Annotated in this window: 18 protein-coding genes; 6 read left to right on the top strand and 12 right to left on the bottom strand. The window is 46.9% G+C overall.

Going from position 1 to position 18,864, the window contains the following annotated elements:
* Positions 1 to 60: 60 nt before the first annotated feature.
* Positions 61 to 1,320: a Zn-dependent hydrolase gene (locus tag QUA23_RS21700; protein ID WP_333078084.1), complete on the bottom strand. Its 1,260-nt coding sequence runs from the start codon at positions 1,318 to 1,320 to the stop codon at positions 61 to 63.
* Between the two features lie 97 nt (positions 1,321 to 1,417).
* Between QUA23_RS21700 and QUA23_RS21695 the strand changes: the two genes are divergently transcribed.
* Entirely contained in the window at positions 1,418 to 1,921 is a 504-nt protein-coding gene (locus QUA23_RS21695; RefSeq protein ID WP_333078083.1) for an allophanate hydrolase-related protein, read from the top strand.
* An 87-nt stretch (positions 1,922 to 2,008) separates the two neighbouring features.
* Here the strand turns inward: QUA23_RS21695 and puuE are convergent, their stop codons facing one another.
* The 4 genes from puuE to QUA23_RS21675 all read right to left on the bottom strand — a co-directional run bounded on the left by puuE (position 2,009) and on the right by QUA23_RS21675 (position 7,573).
* Positions 2,009 to 2,932: an allantoinase PuuE gene (puuE, locus tag QUA23_RS21690; RefSeq protein ID WP_333078082.1), complete on the bottom strand. Its 924-nt coding sequence runs from the start codon at positions 2,930 to 2,932 to the stop codon at positions 2,009 to 2,011.
* Between the two features lie 89 nt (positions 2,933 to 3,021).
* A complete protein-coding gene (locus tag QUA23_RS21685) occupies positions 3,022 to 3,735 on the bottom strand; it encodes a GntR family transcriptional regulator (protein WP_333078081.1) in 714 nt (237 codons plus the stop codon).
* 296 nt (positions 3,736 to 4,031) lie between these two features.
* Positions 4,032 to 6,269: an iron uptake porin gene (locus tag QUA23_RS21680; protein WP_333078080.1), complete on the bottom strand. Its 2,238-nt coding sequence runs from the start codon at positions 6,267 to 6,269 to the stop codon at positions 4,032 to 4,034.
* A gap of 182 nt (positions 6,270 to 6,451) precedes the next feature.
* Positions 6,452 to 7,573, bottom strand: coding sequence for an ABC transporter substrate-binding protein (locus QUA23_RS21675; protein WP_333078079.1), 1,122 nt, complete (start codon positions 7,571 to 7,573; stop codon positions 6,452 to 6,454).
* A gap of 420 nt (positions 7,574 to 7,993) precedes the next feature.
* Here QUA23_RS21675 and QUA23_RS21670 point away from each other — a divergent pair, with 420 nt between their 5' ends.
* The gene (locus QUA23_RS21670; RefSeq protein ID WP_333078078.1) at positions 7,994 to 8,821 is read left to right on the top strand and encodes an ABC transporter ATP-binding protein; all 828 of its coding nucleotides are present in this window, start codon (positions 7,994 to 7,996) and stop codon (positions 8,819 to 8,821) included.
* A gap of 13 nt (positions 8,822 to 8,834) precedes the next feature.
* Positions 8,835 to 9,605 (top strand): ABC transporter permease, encoded by a 771-nt coding sequence (locus QUA23_RS21665; RefSeq protein ID WP_333078077.1) that lies wholly within the window; start codon positions 8,835 to 8,837, stop codon positions 9,603 to 9,605.
* Here the strand turns inward: QUA23_RS21665 and QUA23_RS21660 are convergent.
* From QUA23_RS21660 to rsmI, 7 genes are all read right to left on the bottom strand, one after another.
* Positions 9,590 to 9,745: a hypothetical protein gene (locus QUA23_RS21660; protein ID WP_333078076.1), complete on the bottom strand. Its 156-nt coding sequence runs from the start codon at positions 9,743 to 9,745 to the stop codon at positions 9,590 to 9,592. The two genes, QUA23_RS21665 and QUA23_RS21660, sit on opposite strands and share 16 nt — an antisense overlap.
* 259 nt (positions 9,746 to 10,004) lie before the next feature.
* Positions 10,005 to 10,505, bottom strand: a complete 501-nt coding sequence (gene uraD / locus QUA23_RS21655; RefSeq protein ID WP_333078075.1) for a 2-oxo-4-hydroxy-4-carboxy-5-ureidoimidazoline decarboxylase — start codon at positions 10,503 to 10,505, stop codon at positions 10,005 to 10,007.
* 22 nt (positions 10,506 to 10,527) lie between these two features.
* A complete protein-coding gene (locus tag QUA23_RS21650; protein ID WP_333078074.1) occupies positions 10,528 to 10,992 on the bottom strand; it encodes a Rieske 2Fe-2S domain-containing protein in 465 nt (154 codons plus the stop codon).
* Between the two features lie 74 nt (positions 10,993 to 11,066).
* The gene (uraH, locus tag QUA23_RS21645) at positions 11,067 to 11,429 is read right to left on the bottom strand and encodes a hydroxyisourate hydrolase (protein ID WP_333078073.1); all 363 of its coding nucleotides are present in this window, start codon (positions 11,427 to 11,429) and stop codon (positions 11,067 to 11,069) included.
* 111 nt (positions 11,430 to 11,540) lie between these two features.
* On the bottom strand, positions 11,541 to 12,701 hold the full coding sequence (hpxO, locus tag QUA23_RS21640; protein ID WP_333078072.1) for an FAD-dependent urate hydroxylase HpxO: 1,161 nt from the start codon (positions 12,699 to 12,701) through the stop codon (positions 11,541 to 11,543).
* Between the two features lie 232 nt (positions 12,702 to 12,933).
* Positions 12,934 to 14,157: a glycosyltransferase gene (locus tag QUA23_RS21635; protein WP_333078071.1), complete on the bottom strand. Its 1,224-nt coding sequence runs from the start codon at positions 14,155 to 14,157 to the stop codon at positions 12,934 to 12,936.
* A gap of 83 nt (positions 14,158 to 14,240) precedes the next feature.
* A complete protein-coding gene (gene rsmI / locus QUA23_RS21630; protein ID WP_333078069.1) occupies positions 14,241 to 15,122 on the bottom strand; it encodes a 16S rRNA (cytidine(1402)-2'-O)-methyltransferase in 882 nt (293 codons plus the stop codon).
* Between the two features lie 71 nt (positions 15,123 to 15,193).
* Between rsmI and QUA23_RS21625 the strand changes: the two genes are divergently transcribed.
* The 3 genes from QUA23_RS21625 (at position 15,194) to QUA23_RS21615 (ending at position 18,384) form a co-directional block, all read left to right on the top strand.
* Positions 15,194 to 16,051 (top strand): PfkB family carbohydrate kinase, encoded by an 858-nt coding sequence (locus tag QUA23_RS21625; protein ID WP_333078068.1) that lies wholly within the window; start codon positions 15,194 to 15,196, stop codon positions 16,049 to 16,051.
* A 232-nt stretch (positions 16,052 to 16,283) separates the two neighbouring features.
* Positions 16,284 to 17,408, top strand: a complete 1,125-nt coding sequence (locus tag QUA23_RS21620; RefSeq protein ID WP_333078067.1) for a cupin-like domain-containing protein — start codon at positions 16,284 to 16,286, stop codon at positions 17,406 to 17,408.
* A 97-nt stretch (positions 17,409 to 17,505) separates the two neighbouring features.
* On the top strand, positions 17,506 to 18,384 hold the full coding sequence (locus QUA23_RS21615; protein WP_333078066.1) for a 3'(2'),5'-bisphosphate nucleotidase CysQ: 879 nt from the start codon (positions 17,506 to 17,508) through the stop codon (positions 18,382 to 18,384).
* Positions 18,385 to 18,864: the final 480 nt, after the last annotated feature.

Raw genomic sequence — 18,864 nt, 5'->3', positions numbered from 1 at the left:
ACCCTACATTGCTCAATCTCAAATCTCAAATCTCAAATCTCAAATCTCAAATCTCAAATCTTAAATCTCAAATCGATCGCCCTCCCCATAAAGCCGATCGAGCTTCAAGAACGTTTGCAACAGCGCATTTGCTCCCTGAGTACACTGTTCGGGGGAAGTATATTCATCTTCTGCATGGCTGATGCCGCCGCGAGAAGCAACGAAAATCATCCCCATATCGGTAAACCGTCCGATTTCTTGAGCGTCGTGTCCGGCGCGGCTGATTAAATGCGTGTAACTCAAGCTTAATTCCCGGCAAACTTCTGCAATTGCATTTTGAATTTTTGGTGCTGCTAGCGTCGGCAATACGTGCAGCATTTCGGTCATTTCAACTTCGGTTTGGGTGGCAAGTGCGATCGCCCCAAACTCGTGTTTCATTTTAACTAACAACTCTTCCAAATGAGTTTGAGATATATCGCGCAAGTCGATTTTAAAATCCACCTTTCCCGGAACAATATTTGTAGCATTCGGCGACACATTTAAGTAACCCACCGTTGCTACCTGTTCTCCGGGTGTTTCCACTCCCAGCTTGTTGACTGCCAGTACCATTTGTGCAGCCGCTACCAGCGCATCTTTTCGGGCGTGCATGGGCGTCGAACCGGCATGATTGGGGCGACCCGTTACCGTTACTGCATAGCGGTACTGTCCGACAATGCCTTTGACTACTCCTATTTCGTCGCCGGTACTTTCCAAAACGCCTCCTTGTTCGACGTGCAGTTCTACAAAAGCTGCTATTTCTTGGGGATGGCGTTTGGCATCCCCAATTTTTGACCAATCTCCGCCAATTTTTCCCAAGCAAGTTTCAATGGAAGTACCGTCGCTGCGTCGGTAATATGCCGCATCGCTGATTGTATTTCCGGCCATCGCTTTGCAGCCGATAACGGTGCATTCTTCGTCAGTAAATACGATCGTCTCAATGGGATGTTCCAAGCGCAGGTTGTTTTCGTGCAGTACCCGCACCACTTCAATGCCTGCCAAAACTCCCAAAACTCCGTCGTAATGGCCGCCCACAGGAACGGTGTCGATGTGAGAACCTGTGGCTAGCGCTGCACCTTCGCGCTTTCCGGGATATCGACCGATAATATTCCCCGCCGCGTCAATGCGAACTGTCATCCCTGCTTCTACCATCCAAGATTCAACGAGTTGGCGGGCAAGCAAATCTGCTTTGGTAAATGCTACCCGACTGACGCCTCCTCCCGGTAGTTTGCCGATTTGAGCGAGTTGGGCAATGCTGCGGTTGAGGCGCGACCCGTTGACTGAAAGTGTTAATGTAACTGTCATCTAAAGTTCTGCTATTGATTGATTTAACTAAGTTTTGTATACTGTATGCAATATTATTTAAATGGGCGAAACTATGTAGCCTTGTTTACAAAAATCGATGGCTTTGGCACTTAAACTGCTGTATACAAAACACAGTAAGCAGAATAAAGGCGATCGCGGCGATTTAACTGTAGAAAAAAGCACAATTTTTTATCAGGTGGATATGACTCAAACAGCAATTGCAGCTAAACGAGTGTTCATTTGCGGTTCTGCCCTTCGGGGTCAGCCGGACAACAGCAACCTTGGAGAAGCCAAATTTATCAGAGAAGCGAAAACTCGTCCGATTTACCGCTTGCACTCGGCAGAAAATGGCTGGCATCCTGCAATTTACGAAGTGGCCGCCTCCGGCGTATCAATTCCGGGCGAAGTGTACGAACTGACTCCAGAGCAATTTGAACAGCTTGCAGCGGGGGAACCGCCGTATATGTATCCGTCGGATGTGGTTTTGGAGGACGGGGAAGTTTTAACGGCTTTCTTGTACCCGCGGGAGTTAGTGGAGAAGTACCAATGGGAAGATATTTCCGATCGAGGTGGGTGGGCCGCTTATAAAGCGGGTTCGTAGTAGTAGGGACACGGCACTGCCGTGTCCCTACGGATTTCAGGTTTGTAGTGCCGTGTCCCTACGGATTTCAGGTTTGTAGTGAGGACTTCAGTCCTCCTTGGAGACTATCGGCTTGTGATATTCGTGCCAGTGTCGGGCAATATCGATGCGGCGGCATACCCATACCTTTTCGTGCTGCTGCACGTAATCCAAAAAACGCGCCAGGGCAGCAGCGCGCCCCGGCCTGCCCGCCAAACGGCAGTGGAGTCCCACACTCATCATCTTGGGTGCTGTCTCGCCCTCGGCGTAGAGTAAGTCGAAAGCATCCCGCAGGTAAGCAAAAAACTGATCGCCGGAATTAAACCCCTGACTCGTGGCAAACCGCATATCGTTGTTGTCGAGGGTGTAGGGAATTACTAGGTGGGGTCGCGAGCACTCGTACACCCAGTAAGGCAGGTCATCCGCGTAGCTGTCGGCATCGTAGAGAAAACCGCCTTCCTCGGCTACTAGCTTGCGAGTATGGGGGCTCGTGCGCCCGGTATACCAGCCGAGGGGACGGCTGCCTGTAACTTGCGTATGGAGGGCGATCGCCCTGTGCAAGTGCTCCCGTTCCGCTTCTTCTCCAAAATACTTATAATCGATCCAGCGGTAGCCGTGGCTGGCAATTTCCCAATCGGCCTCTAACATCGCTGCTACTGCTTCGGGATGCCTTTCTAATGCCATCGCTACCCCGTAAACAGTGACCGGTATTCCCCTCGAAACAAACATCCGGTGCAGCCGCCACAAACCGGCCCGACTGCCGTATTCGTAACAGGATTCCATATTCATGTGGCGCAGTCCCAATAGGGGGACGGCCCCAACAATTTCTGACAGAAACGTTTCCGAAGACGCATCTCCGTGCAGGATGCAGGTTTCTCCGCCTTCTTCGTAATTGATGACAAATTGCACGGCTATGCGCGCTCGATCGGGCCATTTGGGGTGGGGCGGATTTTGCCCGTAACCGATTAATTCTCGCGGATAATTTGCTGACATATTACAGTGCGAGCGTCCCGCTCGCGATCGTTAATTGAGATTGTCGCTCTGGCGATCGGGAGAGATTCTTTTTAATGGTACGATCGCCTTTATTTTAACTTATCTATTTTCCCCTGCTGCTGTTCTATCTCCTGAATTTCTTTAATTACCCGCGCTTTACTGGCGATTAAATGTTCTTTAATTGCTTGCGCCGCGGCGGGTGCATTCTGTGCGCTCACAGCTTGATAAATGCAGCGGTGTTCGCTGCGAATTTCCAATACTCCCGGATTGTATTCCATTGTGCGGAGCCGCACTAATATCATTTTGTCAAACACCTGATCCAACAGAGTTACCAACCAAAGATTGCCGGAACTTTGCGCTAGCAAGCGGTGAAATTGGCAGTCTGCGTACAGCAATTGATAGTTGGTGAGTTCGCCCGATCGCAAGGGTGTTGTACTTTCTGCCTGCTGGACGATCGATTCGAGTTGTTTCAATTGAGCGGGTGTAGCATTTTGACTCGCTTGAGCCGCCGATAACTGTTCCAAAGCGATGCGGCAATCATAAAGATCCGCAGCATCGGCGATCGACAGCGTAGCGACGCGCAATCCATTATTCGGATCTGCCGTCACTAAATTCTCTCGTTGCAGTTGGCACAAAGCTTCTCTCACCGGAGTTCTGCTGACGTTTAGCATTTGGGCCAGTTGTGTTTCGATCAGGCGTTCTCCACCTGCTAATTCCCCCGACAGGATAGCAGTTCGGAGAGCTTGGTAAGTTTGTTCGTGGAGGGATTGAGTGCGGCGAATCGCGCGAAATGAAAGGCCCAAAATCAGTTATCCTTCAATTTAAAATAAAGTTAGTTTACTATTGTTAAAAATGGTTGATTCAGCCTCCTATCTAAAACTTTTATGTTAAATGAGAGTTTGTTTTGGCTGACTCATTATCAATGATACAGCACATTGACGCTTCTGTAGCAGATAGGTATAGATTGCAGGTGACCTTTGTAGGGACTATAGATTGTACGCGACACCTGTAGGCACACGGCCCTGCCGTGTGCCTACCCGCACCTGCAACTGTAGGCACACGGCAATGCCGTGTGCCTACTTAAAAGCCGTGTGCCTACTTAAAAGCTAAACTGAGTGCGAAGATTTCCGACAAATACAGTGGGGTTGCCATCAAAATTGTTGGCATTGAAAATAGCGTAAAATGCCGGGACGATCGCAATATTATTAGTAATCGGGTAATAGTACGAACCCTCTACCTCGTACTGAGTACCTCCATTACCCCCGCCCGACAGCAAAAATCTGCGGCCCGATATATAATCATGGGGAACCACAAATGAAAGTACACCCAGCGCGCCCTTTTTTCCCAAATCGGGAAATCCCATCCCGACTTGAAAAGACTGTACTTTAATATCTCCGCCAGAGCGATCGCGATTTACCGGATTTACCTCAAGTTGCCCGTAGGAATACCGCCCGAATAAACCAAAATTTCTGGTCAGCAACCAATCGAAATTGAGCACAAAAGCATCTGCACCGGAGTCTCTAACTCTTCCCCCAAAACCGTCATCTGCGTAGCCGTAAGGCAGCGGCTCGCCCACTGCTCCGCCGATGAATCCATTATAAGGTTTGAGGCTCGATCGCGCGTAAATCAGCCTGAGATTGAAAGAGTTGCTGGGGGCGTATTCCAACTGGGCTGTCATCGTGTTTGAACTGTTAAACAAACCCTCGCTGGGATTGCTAGCCGTATTGAATACCGCAGGATTCAAAAATTCGGTATTTTCAGCCATATAAGCAGCCGTAAACCTGAGTGGTTTGGCAACTTGCCAAGTGACAGCAGCGCCCGATCCGCGATCGACTGCATTCAACAGTGTACTCCCGTTCGAGTTAAAACTCGTCGCCCCCCTTAGAAAAAATGTGAAGCGATTGCCGTCAAAATATCGATAATAATTCAACCGCGGCCCGATGGCAACTTGCACCTTATCTCCCACCGGAAACGTGTAAGACATCTCGCGAATTCCCAGAACATTCGCCGTCGGTACACCAGTTTGGTCTAAAAACGGCGTTCCCCAAGAATTGTAAAAACCCGCAGATACCAGTTCGTTTGCAGGCGAATTGCCGTTGCCAAAAACTAACTGAGTTACCAGGGAATCTTTGCCTGTAAACGAAGTATTTAGCGTTAAGAAAGCGTAATAGCTAAAAGTAGTTTCTGGTTGCTCTCGTTCAACCCGAGTCGGTCGATTGTTGGCATCGCGAGTTGGGGGAGCAAAGGCGCTGTTTGGGGTAGTTCGACTGCGTTCGGCAGTGATGTCGCCTGTGGGAAATGCTGATGTGAGGTTGAACCAAACCGTAGCATTGAGTTTCGTTGTGGTCGAGAATTGATTAGATTCTAGCTCCGCCGTTCGAGCTTCTAATACATCGACTCTACCGCGCAGCGTTGCTAGTTCTGCCGCAAATTCTTCTTGCAGTTTCTGGAGTTTATTTAAATCCTCTTTTTTAACTAAATTCGAGGTTCCGGCTGTTATTAATTCCGAAATTTTATCGAGGCAAGCGTTCAAGCCGGCGGCGAATTCGTAGCGAGTCATGGCTCGATTTCCGCGATAGGTGCCGTCGGGATATCCTGCGATGCAGCCGTAGCGTTCAACTAATGATTGCAGTGCTTGAAATGCCCAATCTGTGGGTTTAACATCGCTGAGCTGGGAAACTGAGGTGACTTGCTCTATTTCGGAAGCGTCGTTTATTTCCAGGCTATCTATCTGTTGGATATCGTCAATACTTGCCGGCGCCCGATTTTCCTGCGTTTGCATTGACTCTGCCAATACGTTCAATCCGCCGGATTCTTGTGCTGCTGTTTCTGTAGGTTTTACCTTGTTTTCTTGAGAAAATGCTGGAACTTTTTCCGGCTCTGTTTCTGGTTGATTTTTTGGTGCGATTGCGGCGGAATTTTCTGGTGTTACCGCTGGATTTGTCTGGGTGGGGATTGGTGCGATCGCAATTTGTGCTTCGCCGGATTCTTCAGTTACTATATAGGCAGGTGTAACATCGTTTAGCTGAGAAACTGATGTGACTTTATCGCTGTCTGGAGTGAGTGAATTATTCTCCTGTTGTTGTCGATCGTTTAGTTCGTTCTTGGCGGCTATTTCTGGCGTTACCGCAGGGTTTATCTGTGTTTGACTTGGTGCGAGCGCCACTGGCGATGCAACCAATTCTGCTAGCGGTAACTCTGCTGTCAGGGCTTTTGCTTCCTCGGTTCCAGCAGCGGCAATTTCCGCAGCAAAGCTGGCAGGATAATGCAGAAAATTAATACAAAAAAAGGCTGGCGTTGCTGTCAGCAGGATTTGGAAAAACAAAGATTTAGACATTATCCTCACACCGTAAATAGCGAAATTGGAGGCAGAGCCTCCGGATCTGCGTTACCAGGCAGAGCCTGGTAACGAGTAGAATACGCCTCGATTTCTTAGTCCGCGTAGGCGGACTTTGTTTGACAAGGAGCGGTTTCAACCGCCGAGCGATCTGGGACAACGGCAATATATTCGATCGACTTTTAAGTCAAGGGTTTGCGATCGGCAGCAGGAGGTAAAGCCCGCTCCTCTTTGGGAGGCAAATAGCTCTCATCAAATATCTGATTAACTGGCGGAGCTGCTATTTGTAAGACTTCTGCTACTTGTTTGGCTGTGGCTTCCAGACGAGTTGGATCGACTCCTCCCAAGCCAACTTTTTCAACTTCGGGAGTGACGTACAGCCTTTCTAAAGCAATTTGCAGGCGGCGCTTTTCCGCATTTTTGTCCATCAAGCTATCTCCAGCTTTCACCACCGATTCCAATCCGGCTGCCGGATCTTTTAATGTATCTTGAAGTCCTTTAAAATACGCTCTCAAAAAGCCTTTTACTACTTCTGGATTTTTTTCTAAAAAGGCTTTTTTAACAACGATCGCATTTCCGTACAAATCTAAACCGTTCTCGGTGTAGTAAAAGACATTTATATCTTCCGGCTTTTTGCCGGCTTTTTCTAATGCAGGGATTATCGTTGTTGCAAAGCCACTCACCGCATCCACATCGCCTTTAATTAATAATGTTTCGCGCAGCTTGGGCTCCATTGTAATCCACTCTACCGAGTCGGCCTGCACGCCCGTTTTTTGGGCAAATACCGGCCACAATTTGCGGGGTGCATCTCCTGCGGGAGATCCTAGCTTTTTGCCGGCTAATCCTTTAGGATCTGCAATGTTGCTCGACTTGAGGGCGACAATTGCAAAAGCCGATCGGTTGTAAGGTACTGCAACTGCTACTACTGGATCGTTTGGATTCTTGGAGTTGAACTCCATCATCGAGTAAATATCGCCAAATCCGATCTCGAATTGGCCTGCTGCAACTTTGGTAATTGTGTCAGATGAACCGTAGCCCCGCTCGATTTTGACATCCAATTCTTCGGCTGGGAAATAGCCTTTTTCAATGGCAATTGTTAGCGGTGCATTGTCGCCTTGCAGCAGCCAAGATGGATTGACTGTGATCCTGCGTTTCTGTGCGGTGTCGGCGGCTGTTGTTGCAGTTGCTCCCCCCGGTGCAGGGGTAGTTGCGGCATTCGGCTGCTGAGATTGGCAGCTACTCAGGATGACTGGACTTGCAATCAGCACTAGGGATAGCGATCGTACTAACCACGTATTTTTCATGGAGAAAAGCTTGCTATTTGGACAACCAACCAAAGAAAAAACCTATTTAGCGCGCCAAACACGATCGCTAATCTCTGCAGATCTTGCGTCCAATTTAAGCAGCGCTCTGGCTTGCCGTATACCGTATACTCTAATTACTTGACGTACTGTATACAGAAACACATTTATTTTGTTTTTGTCAAACAACAATCAAATAAATAAGTTGTTATTTTCGGCTGCACTGGCTGATGCTGCGATCGCTTACTTGCTTGTCGAAAGTTTGTATTCTCTGATACAGCACCGTTCTCAATTATCAACAATAAATAGATAAATTTGAAATTGTTTTTGTATACAGGATAGTGGTGACGGGATAATGTTGAGATAATACTGTTTACCGCATCCACATCTCAGTTTCTATTAAAGAAAGGAGGTAGACTAATCGTGGTACAGCCTAAAATTATAACAGATGCGGTCGAAACGCAAGAACCGACTCTTTTGGAATTCGATCGGGTGGGTTTGGAGTATCGAGTTGACGGGCAACCGAGGCGAATTATTGACGAGATTTCTCTGTCGATCGCCCAGGGGGAATTTGTGTCGTTTGTGGGACCGAGCGGCTGCGGTAAAACTTCTATTTTGAGGATGGTTTCCGGGCTATCTCCAGCCCCGATCGGCGAAATTCGGATTCGGGACAAAAAGATTACCAAACCGCTCAAAAATGTCGGAATTGCGTTTCAAAATCCCGTGCTGTTGCCTTGGCGAAATACCCTCGACAACGTACTGCTGCCGCTGGAAGTAGTGCAGCCTTACAAGCGGGAATCTAAAGATCCGAAGCGGCGCGAAAAGTTTGTGCGCCAAGCCCAAGAATTGTTAGCTACAGTCGGATTGCAAGACTTTCAGAAACAGTTTCCCTGGCAATTGTCGGGAGGAATGCGGCAGAGGGCTTCCCTGTGTCGGGGGTTAATTCACCAACCGGAAATACTGCTGCTGGACGAACCTTTTGGGGCGCTAGATGCTTTCACCCGCGAGGAAATGTGGGTGATGCTGCAAGATTTGTGGATGCGGGTGAAGTGCGTTTGCATCCTGATCACTCACGATTTGCGGGAGGCAGTTTTCTTATCGGATACAGTTTATGTAATGGGCCCGCGTCCGAGTTCGATCGTCTATAAAGTAAAAGTCAACCTGCCGCGTCCCACCAATCTAGATATGATGGTCTCGGATGACTTCAACCACATCGTAGCAGAACTGCGCCGACACATTCACCGCAATTAAAAACGAGAAAGCAATGGATGATTTAGAGAAATTTGCTCGCTCAAAAAAAGCAAGTATTGTGATGCCAATTGCTGCGACAATCTTGCTGTTCGTGCTGTGGGAACTTCTAGTATTGCTGTTCAAAATTCCCCCGTACAACCTGCCCGCACCTTCTGCGATTATCGTCGCAACTTTCACTCAAAGCAAAGCACTGATCGAAAACACCGGACAAACTCTGTTTACAACTCTCGCGGGTTTCATTCTCGCCATTGTAGCGGGCATAGTGCTGGGTTTTCTAATCGGATATTCGCGGATTGCCTATGTAGTTCTGTACCCGCTATTAGTTGGGTTCAATACTGTACCGAAGGTAGCGTTAGTGCCGCTGTTTGCGCTGTGGTTTGGCATCGGTACGGTGCCGGCAATTCTGACTGCTTTTTTGCTGGCATTTTTCCCGATCGCCGTTAACGTAGCTTTAGGATTAGATACAGTGGAACCCGAGATGAAAGATGTAATGCGATCGCTTGGTGCATCGCAAATCGAAATTTTCCAAAAAGTCGGGTTCCCCCACACCTTACCCTACGTTTTTGCATCCCTAAAAATAGCAATTTCCCTCGCCTTTGTCGGCGCTGTAATTTCGGAAACAGTAGCATCCAACAAAGGGCTCGGCTACTTAATTGTCACCGCGAGTTCTAACTTTGACGTGCCTTTAGGTTTTGCAGGATTGATGGTTTTGGCGGTGATGGGAACCGTGCTTTATGGCTTGTTTGCGGCGGCGGAGAAATACCTGATTTACTGGGCGCGGTGATTGGATGGGCTAAGCCACATCCAGTGGCGGAAAATGCCGTGCAGGTGGCCTACAGGTTCTTCGTACTGAGCCTGTTTAATTTCTTCTGCAGGTACTGGCGCGGGGGATTTTTTTGTGAGTGGGCGATTGAAGAATGTCATGGATTTGCCTCCAAGAGAGTGGTTTCTGGGAGGCACATAGGAAACCTGTCACCATACCAGCTTGAATTGGTATGTCCGAATCTTTTTCTGTGCCTTATGATACTATTATAGAACTTTTTGGGCGGGAAGTATCCCCCGATCGGGTGATATTTCCTGCATTTAAATTGTCATGGGGCCCCAGAAACCTGGTTTTTTACCGAACCAGCGGGCTGCAACGAAGAATTTTCGTAAAAAAACCCGGTTTCTTGAGTCGGAGCGATTAATGTTGAATTGCCGACTCAAGGCGAAAGCGGGCAATCTCGCAAATTTCAGCTAAAGCCTGCTGCATTTCAGTTTCAGGGGAATTATCGAGGCGGCTTTTAAATGCTTCGAGAATGCTGGTTTTAGTGTGTTTTTTCACCGCAGCAATGAAGGGGAAACCAAACTTTTCGCGGTACGATCGATTGAGGAATTGAAAGCGATCGAACTCAGAAGCAGAAAGTCGATCCAAACCCGCACCGGCTTGTTCGCTAACGGATGCTTCCGCCATTTTCGCTTTGCTTCCTAAATCCGGGTGCGCTTGAATCAAAGCTAATTTTTCGGATTGAGTCATGGCGCTGACAACTGTTACCATTTTGGCGTGCAAATCGGCTGTGGAGGCAAAAGGGCGATCGTCCCAAGTGCGGCGGGCGATGGCGGGTGTATCTTCAAAAATCGCGCCCAGGGCTTCTGTAAATTCTTCCTGGCTGATTTGGTTGAGTTCAACTAAAGAATATTGCATTGTTTATGAAAATACTATCTAACTACTGACTACTGACTACTGACTGCTGAATTGAGTTTGTTCGACTTCGCCGTGGGCTTTGAGGAGTGCAGCAGCTTCGGGAATATCGGGAATTTCTGCCAGCGGATCGCCGAGACAAACCCAAACATATCCGTAGCGATCGGCAAGTGCGGTAAGCTTTTACTTTGTAGTTGGGAGAAATGATGCCGTTTTGCTGCTGCGGAACGCAAACGCAAGTTCCAGACAAGTTAAATGTCCAGCCGCGGTAGGCATAGCAAATGTTGCTGCCGACAACTTTTCCGATCGAAAGTTTAGCCGTGCGGTGACAGCAGCGGTCTTCAACTGCTGCGGGTTTGCCTTCGGAATCCAGCCACAGGACTATGGGTTCGCCTAATAGTTCAAAAGCTTTTGGTTCGCCGGACAATTCGGCACTGGGAATGACTGGATACCAGAATCGTTTGAAAACAGGTTGCTTCGTAACTAACATAATGCCTCGCCACAATCAAGGATAACTAAACCCTTCTGACAACTGACAAGTGACAACTGACAACTAACTTTTATTCAGCTACCTCTATAAGTGCTGTACGACCAAGGGGAAACTAGCAAAGGTACGTGATAGTGTGCGGTGGAATCGGCGATGCCGAACTGAATCGGAACGCTGTTTAAAAACGGCGGTTCTGGCAAATTTTCGGCGCCCTGCGCGAAGTATTCGCCAACGGAAAAGACTAATTCGTAAACTGCCGGTTTGAGTTCGCTTTCTGATAGTAACGGAACTGCGGTGCGACCGTCAGCATTAGTTGTTACTGTTTTCAGCAGGGTTTTTTCGCCTGATTTTGGGTCAATTGAATGTAGGGCGATCGACATATTTGCTGCCGCACAGCCGCGGGCTGTATCGAGAACGTGAGTAGTAAGTTTGCCTGACATTTTTGCAAGGTTAAATGTTAGTGTTCGATCTATTTTGCGCGCTGCAATTTAAATGAACCCGGTATCCGTAGGGACACAGCACTGCTGTGTCCTGGCAATTATCTGTTTTTATTAGTGTAACGGGCCGGCCGCGATGATTTTGGCGATCGCATCGGTGACATCAGTTGGCCGTTCATCAGCCAATTGTTCGTACCACTGTTCTGTTACCTGCGGATCTTTGCCGTGTATTTGTTCCGCGCGCTGTCGGGCTTTTTCTACCACTGCATTGGCCCGCTGTTTGCGCTCGGTTTCGTAACGTTTTAGCGCGTATTCTACGCCCAAATTCGTACTCAAAAGGTAGTTGCTCAGTACCAGCGCATCTTCCATCGCCTGACAGCCGCCTTGTCCGAGATCCGGGCAGGTGGCGTGGGCGGAATCTCCCAGCAAAGCAACTTTACCGCGAACGAAGCGGTCGATCGGCCCTACGTCGTGAATTTCCGGCCGCGCCACTGCTGCGGGATCGAACCTGTCTATTAATAATTGCACGGGCTCGGCCCAGCCTTGAAAGTGTTCTTTAAGTTCCGCTTTGTAATTGTCGGGATTGGCGGGAGTGCCTTTGGGCAAGGGAACATCTAAGAAAAAGTAAAATCGATCGCCCGCTACCGGCATCATTGACGCCCGTTTGTGATCGCCGACATATATCGCCCAAGTGTTTTTCGGCGCGAGTTCTTCATCTGCCGGAACTAACCCGTTCCAGTTGATATAGCCGCCGTATTTCGGCTCTACTTCGCGGCCCAATATATATGTGCGCAAAATCGATCGCACGCCGTCAGCCGCCACTAACAAATCGCCCCGCGCTTTGTCTCCATTTTCAAAGATTGCTGTTACTCCGCTTTCGTCTTCTTCTACAGAAATACACTTGCGATCGAGCTTGACTTCTCCCTTAAATCCTGCTAGCAACATATTTTGCAAATCTCGGCGGGCAACGGGATAGGGGCGCTGACCGACTTGTTGAATTAGCGGCATTAAATCGATGTCATTCAGAAGTTCGCCGGTTTTGGTGCGGTATTCCATGCGCTCCATTTGCCCGCCAATTTTTGCCATCTTTTCGCCTAAACCGAGTCGGTTGAGAACTTTGACCCCGTTCGACCACAAAGATATTCCGGCTCCTGCGGGGCGCAGTTCTTTAACGCGATCGTAAATTTCAACTTGATAACCCGCTTGTTCGAGGGCTATGCCCGCAGTTAAGCCGCCAATTCCCGCACCGATGATGACAACTTTCAAGTCGTGCATTCTCTATTTCTCCTGCTGAATGACAGCTTATTTCAACAATTCATAACAGTTAAATAACTTTTGTTTTTGGTCTGCCCGAATTTTGAAAATCACTATATTTTATAATACCCTAATTGCTGTTTTTACTGTATCGTAAATTACTAATTTATGCGGTTTTAGACAATTGCGATCGGCTTTGGTGCGGCATATCCCCGTAGGGACACGGCATTGCCGTTTCCCTACTGTGGGTATCTTACTCAGCTATAAATTTTGTTAACTCGCCGAGATTTTGCTGAATCGCATTTATCCCCCGAATATGAGACAACGGAGAACCTCCGTACAAAAAGTTGTTCAAGCTAACTTGATAATTTTGCTGTACCGCCAAATCCAGCCATAAATTCTTAAAGGCTTCTCCCGGTTTGTAGTCGGGGATATTGTGCTGATAGTAAGGAAAACTGTCTATACAAGTATTGAAAAAGTTTTTGCGCCCGCAATGTTTTAAATACTGATATCGCGGTTTGAATTCTGTTTGATTTTCCAATACTGTATATATAGTATCTGCGAGAGATTCTGGGTCAAATTTGGCGTAAAGACCCGCACCTTCGGGGAAAACTGGCGAGTTGCCTCTGGCGTATTGGTTGAATTCTTCAAAACAAATTACTGGTAAGTTGCAACTCATGGCTTCGGTAATGCCCCGGTTTTTTCCTTCGAGGAGGGAACCGAGGACGAATGCTTGGGCTCGCGAATAATATGTGGGGATTTCGCTGTAGTAGTCTACTCTTGGCACTAAGTTAATGTAGTCGGAAGGATTGGTTAAAATTTCCTCTACTTGTCGCCATTCTTGTAAGGCGTACTGGTCGAGAGTTTTCAGGTTGGTAGCATCAAATTCGTGGCCGGTGACTACTGTTAATTTTATCGGTTTTTGCGGATATTTTTGGCGATAAACTTTTAACGCTTTGGCTATGATTGGCAAATTTTTTTCTTCGGAAATTCGGGAGACGGCTAGCAAGTCGATATCTTTGGCGGGGACGTTGCGAGGGGAAATTAAGTATTCGTTGATGAAGTCTGTGTCTTGCAGGGGTATGATTGGTTTGTGGGCGCGATCGGGATAAGTTTCGCGAAACCATTTATCCCGCTGCGGGTTTTTGTATAAACTAGAGTAGGCGTCAGCTATGGGGGCCCAGGAGTAGGAGATTCCGGGGGAATAGGCGAAGGATAAAAATACTGAGGAAAGTTGGGGAAATAGTTTGTTGATGAGTTCGACTGCTTCGCTGAAATAAATTCCTTTGATGAAACGCCCTTCGTAAAACAGTGGGGGAAGCAAGACGTAGAAACTGACGGTATCGAAGCGGTGGGGTTGGTCTTCAAATATCTCCCAGGTAAAGGCGTCTAAGTCTGCATAAATTTCGGCGATTGGTTTGTTGATGTGGGCGTTTCGTAAATATGGCTTTTGTCGATCGTAGTTTCCGCGTACCATATAATTCTGAGTGTGAGTATCTAGCTTTTTTTATTTAACCGCAGAGGCCGCAGAGGGCGCAGAGGAGAAGAGAAGAGAGATATTCACAAGTCATCTAAGGGTTGTTCTAGCGATTCATTGTCGCCTATTGTGAGGGCAAGTTGGTAGATTTGGCGGCGGGGGAGGGATGTTTGTTGCGCTAGTTGGCGGCTGGCTTGGGAACGACTTATGCCTTCGGCAATTAATGTTTGCAATTCTGCTTTAATGGCGTCTTCGGAAAATATTGGGGCTGCTGTTTGGATGCCGGCAATTACGAGGGTAAATTCTCCCTGGGGTTCGCGATTGGTGTAAAGCTCGATCGCACTTTCCATACTACCACGCCAAAACTCTTCGTGCATTTTAGTTAACTCTCTCGCCAGCACAATCTGTCTGTCGCTTCCCAAACTATTTGCTAAATCTTGTAAAGTTTGCCGCAATCGGTGAGGAGATTCGTATAATATTATAGTGCGGGATTCTATTTGCAAAGCTTCTAAACTTTGTTGTCGTTCTTGACCTTTCACGGGTAAGAAACCTTCAAATACAAATCTTTCTGTGGGTAATCCTGATGCAGTTATGCCAACTATGCAGGCAGTCGGACCGGGAATCGGAATAATGTTAATATTAGCATCGGCGCAAGCTTTGACTAACTCGTATCCTGGGTCAGAAATTCCCGGCATTCCGGCATCGGTGACGAGGGCGATATCTTTGCCTAAAAGCAGTTTGTCGATGAGTTCGGGAAGTCGCTGGTGTTGGTTGTGTTCGTGATAGCTGATTTGGGGCGTTTGGATTTGAAAATGGTGCAAGAGTTTGCCTGTATGGCGGGTATCTTCGGCGGCGATGAAGTCTACTGTTTGCAAGATTCGGATGGCGCGAAATGTCATGTCTTCGAGGTTGCCGATCGGGGTTCCTACGATGTAAAGTGTTCCTGTATTGGGATTTGGCTGCATTTTGATATTTTGAAGTTTTTAACCGCACATAAAGCACGGGCGGGACGCCCATGCCACATCTTTAAGAAGATATGAAAACAGGATTGTTTTTGGGATTGACAACTTTAGATTTAGTTTATTTGGCAGGGAAGCCTCCGGGTGAAAATCAGAAAGTTGTTGCTTCTGATTGTACCATTGCTGCGGGCGGGCCGGCGGCCAATGCTGCGGTCACTTTTAGCTATTTGGGGAATGCGGCGATATGGGCTGGCGTTTTGGGCACTCACGCGATCGCCCAATTAATTCGTGCAGACTTAGCGGAGTATAATGTCAGGATAATTGATTTGGAGCAAGGGCGATCGCACTCGCCACCAGTGTCCTCGATTATTGTAACTGAAGCAACTGGCGATCGATCGGTAATTTCCATCAATGCTACGAAATCGCAAGTTGACCGCCAAGTAATTAACCAGGATATTTTAACATCAGTTAGTATTGTACTGCTTGACGGACATCAAATCGCAGCCAGCAAAGAAATTGCTCAACTTGCCAAGTCAAAAAACATTCCCATTGTCCTCGACGGCGGCAGTTGGAAACCCGGATTAGAGGAAATATTGCCTTTTATAGAATGGGCGGTATGTTCCGATAACTTTCATCCGCCCAACTGCGACAATTCTGAACAAGTCTTTGCTTACCTGTCAGCAGCCGGAATTTCCCATATTGCCATCACTCGCGGCGAAAAATCAATTTTATACCTCAGCAATGGCAGTTATGGCACTGTAGAAGTACCTCAAATTCAAGCCACAGATACTTTAGGCGCGGGCGACATCTTTCACGGGGCTTTCTGTCACTACATTTTGCAAAACAACTTTACCGATACTCTCACCGCAGCGGCTAAAATCGCTTCCCATTCCTGCAAAAACTTCGGAACCCGCGCCTGGATGAATAAGGGTTAATTTTAAATAAAAATTAACCAAACTATCCGGTTAAAACCGTTCAAAGCTAGAAAAGTTGAACAGGCAACACTTGTTAAGTTAAAATCCTGACAGCAACCTCGACAAAATTTGTGAACTTCCCTCTTCTCTTCCTTCGCGCCCTTAGCGCCTTCGCGGTTCGTTAACAAAATTGCTATATTAGTAAGACAAGTTCAAGTCACACAAAACACTCCCAAAACAACATACCCGAATCATGTCTGACACCCAACCCCTAACTATCACCCTTCCCCCTTTGCGGATTACCCTCACAGAACAACAGCAAGTTAACCTAGAATGGCTGACACAAAACTTGCCCAATCTACTCACCCCAAGCAAACAAGAACTTCCCGACAATATGAAACAGTGGGTGGCGGCTAATAAATTATTAAATAAACCCGACGAAGAAATCATTCAAGCCCTAGTAAATACCGGCATAGATGCGGAAACAGCCACCGCAGAAGTTAGGGAAATATCATCTCATCCCTACTTTCAAGCAGGCAGCCATTACGTCCAGTTATTGCAAAAATTAGAATCCCATCTCAGGATTAACAATCAATTAGCTGCATTGTCTTCCAAGTTTGGCACAATTGAACGCAAAAGCAGCCTTTCTAGAGAGTATTTTCTCGAAAATTACTACGCCAAAAATACTCCAGTAATTATTACCAACATTATGCACAACTGGAAAGCGTTGCAGTTGTGGACGCCGGAGTATTTGCAGCAAAAATACGGCGATGCAGAGGTACAAATTCAAGCCAACCGCAACTCAGACCCGAATTATGAAATTAAGATAGAGAATCACAAAAAAATTGTTTTGTTCCGCAAATATGTAGAGATGGTGGTCAAGGGCGGGCCTAGCAACGACTACTACATGGTTGCTAACAACAAAACTCTGGAAAGAGAGGAATTTAAACCCCTATTTGACGACATTGAAATTTTCCCAGAATACCTAAATCCAACGGATACAAAAGGCAGAGTTTTCTTTTGGTTCGGTCCGAAAGGCACGATTACACCGCTGCACCATGACCCAGTTAATTTAATTTTAGCTCAAGTGTCGGGTCGCAAACTAATTAAATTGATTTCTCCGCAACAAACACCTCTCCTTTACAATCACGTCGGAGTTTTCAGCAAGGTGGATGGCGAAAATCCCGACTATGACAAATACCCGCTTTACAGAGATGCGAAAATTATTGAAGTAATTTTAGAACCGGGAGAAGCTATCTTTATTCCTGTCGGTTGGTGGCATCATGTAAAATCATTGGAAGTTAGTATTTCGGTTTCGTTTACTAATTTTGTGTTTCCTAATTATTATGAATGGAAATATCCTCATATTAATTGGTAATTGCTAATGTATGGTTTCCAGGGGCGGGCACGGGGGCACCGCCCTACAGAAATCTGCGTTAATCGGCGTTCATCTGCGGTTCACAAAAAAGAAATTCATGAAAACTCTCGAAGAAATCAGCGAAATTGCCCGATCGATCGCCTGGAGTGCATCAGATATCCTACAATCCTATTATCGCCAGGATTCCAACACTCCTAACCTCGACATCCAAGAAAAAAAAGATGGCCCCGTCACCGCCGCCGATGTCGCAGTCAATTCTTACATTCTCGACGAATTGCAGTCGGCTTTAGGGAATGCAGAATTTGGCTATCTCAGCGAAGAAACTTACAAATCTTATTTAGAAACTTATGGCAAAGTTCCCTTACCCCAAAGTTGGGTTTGGATTATTGACCCGTTGGATGGAACGCGAGATTTTATTGACAGGACAGGTGAATTTGCAGTTCACATTGCTTTAGCGTTCGAGGGAAGACCGGTATTAGCAGTTGTGGCTTGGCCCGAACAGCAAAAGATTTATTACGCAGTGCAAAATGCTGGCGCTTTTATGGAAACTCGGAACGGTTCTGCGGTCAAATTGCAGGTTTCGGCGCGAAATATAGTGGCAGATTTATCTATAGTAACCAGCCGCAGTCACCGGGGGGAGCGCTTTAATCAATTGTTACAAAAACTGCCTTGTCAAAATCAACTAGCTGTCGGTAGTATTGGTTGTAAAATTGCGACAATTGTCGAACAAAAAGCTGATGTTTATATTGCGCTTTCGGGAAAGTCTGCACCGAAAGATTGGGATTTAGCGGCACCGGAATTAATTTTGACTGAAGCGGGCGGTCAATTTACTCGTTTTGACGGTTCTACTTTGCAATATAACCGGGGAGATGTGAGTCAGTGGGGGGGATTGTTGGCGAGTAACGGTTGCTGTCACGCTGCTTTATGCGGGGAGGCTGAGGAGATTTTAGCGGGGATAGATGGGGGTTTGAAGTAAGTCCGCGCGTGCGAAGCTATCCCGTAGGGAATCGCCCTTAAAGATTCTAACGAATAACTTGTAGGGCGGGTTTTACGAGAAATAATTGCCTAAAACCAATTATCTCGTAAACCTGCCCCCACCCTTGCCCGAAAGTCCGCCAGGGGTTGAAACGAACGGCGCAACCCGATCGCACATATTTATCAAAAATCCCACTCTTAATATTCCAGTCTAATCACACTTGCTATTGAATGCTTTTTGTGTTATATGAGCAACCTCGCGTTGGCTTCTCAGCAATATTACTTAATAAAAATCCCCCACTTTATCAAAACTTTAATTAAAAAGGTGTTTATAAAGAAAACTTTATACATATTCTCTTAAAAAACAGTTATTGTTACTACAACCTGGAGAAAGAGTTTCGGACGCAAGTCGCGAAACAGGGAAATCCTTGTCTTTTTTTAGCTATTAGTAGGTGCAGTATGCCAAATTTAAATAATAAAG

It is taken from the genome of Microcoleus sp. Pol1C5 (assembly GCF_036701115.1).
Lineage (GTDB): Bacteria > Cyanobacteriota > Cyanobacteriia > Cyanobacteriales > Microcoleaceae > Microcoleus.
The sequence above is the reverse complement of the archived record's forward strand: the minus strand, read 5'-3'. Positions and strand labels throughout refer to the sequence as shown.

Coding starts and splice junctions, on each gene's coding strand:
- QUA23_RS21700 (WP_333078084.1), bottom strand. CDS start 1,320: ATGACAGTTACATTAACACTTTCAGTCAACGGGTCGCGCCTCAACCGC.
- QUA23_RS21695 (WP_333078083.1), top strand. CDS start 1,418: ATGGCTTTGGCACTTAAACTGCTGTATACAAAACACAGTAAGCAGAAT.
- puuE (WP_333078082.1), bottom strand. CDS start 2,932: ATGTCAGCAAATTATCCGCGAGAATTAATCGGTTACGGGCAAAATCCG.
- QUA23_RS21680 (WP_333078080.1), bottom strand. CDS start 6,269: ATGTCTAAATCTTTGTTTTTCCAAATCCTGCTGACAGCAACGCCAGCC.
- QUA23_RS21675 (WP_333078079.1), bottom strand. CDS start 7,573: ATGAAAAATACGTGGTTAGTACGATCGCTATCCCTAGTGCTGATTGCA.
- QUA23_RS21665 (WP_333078077.1), top strand. CDS start 8,835: ATGGATGATTTAGAGAAATTTGCTCGCTCAAAAAAAGCAAGTATTGTG.
- QUA23_RS21660 (WP_333078076.1), bottom strand. CDS start 9,745: ATGACATTCTTCAATCGCCCACTCACAAAAAAATCCCCCGCGCCAGTA.
- uraD (WP_333078075.1), bottom strand. CDS start 10,505: ATGCAATATTCTTTAGTTGAACTCAACCAAATCAGCCAGGAAGAATTT.
- QUA23_RS21650 (WP_333078074.1), bottom strand. CDS start 10,992: ATGTTAGTTACGAAGCAACCTGTTTTCAAACGATTCTGGTATCCAGTC.
- uraH (WP_333078073.1), bottom strand. CDS start 11,429: ATGTCAGGCAAACTTACTACTCACGTTCTCGATACAGCCCGCGGCTGT.
- hpxO (WP_333078072.1), bottom strand. CDS start 12,701: ATGCACGACTTGAAAGTTGTCATCATCGGTGCGGGAATTGGCGGCTTA.
- QUA23_RS21635 (WP_333078071.1), bottom strand. CDS start 14,157: ATGGTACGCGGAAACTACGATCGACAAAAGCCATATTTACGAAACGCC.
- rsmI (WP_333078069.1), bottom strand. CDS start 15,122: ATGCAGCCAAATCCCAATACAGGAACACTTTACATCGTAGGAACCCCG.
- QUA23_RS21625 (WP_333078068.1), top strand. CDS start 15,194: ATGAAAACAGGATTGTTTTTGGGATTGACAACTTTAGATTTAGTTTAT.
- QUA23_RS21620 (WP_333078067.1), top strand. CDS start 16,284: ATGTCTGACACCCAACCCCTAACTATCACCCTTCCCCCTTTGCGGATT.
- QUA23_RS21615 (WP_333078066.1), top strand. CDS start 17,506: ATGAAAACTCTCGAAGAAATCAGCGAAATTGCCCGATCGATCGCCTGG.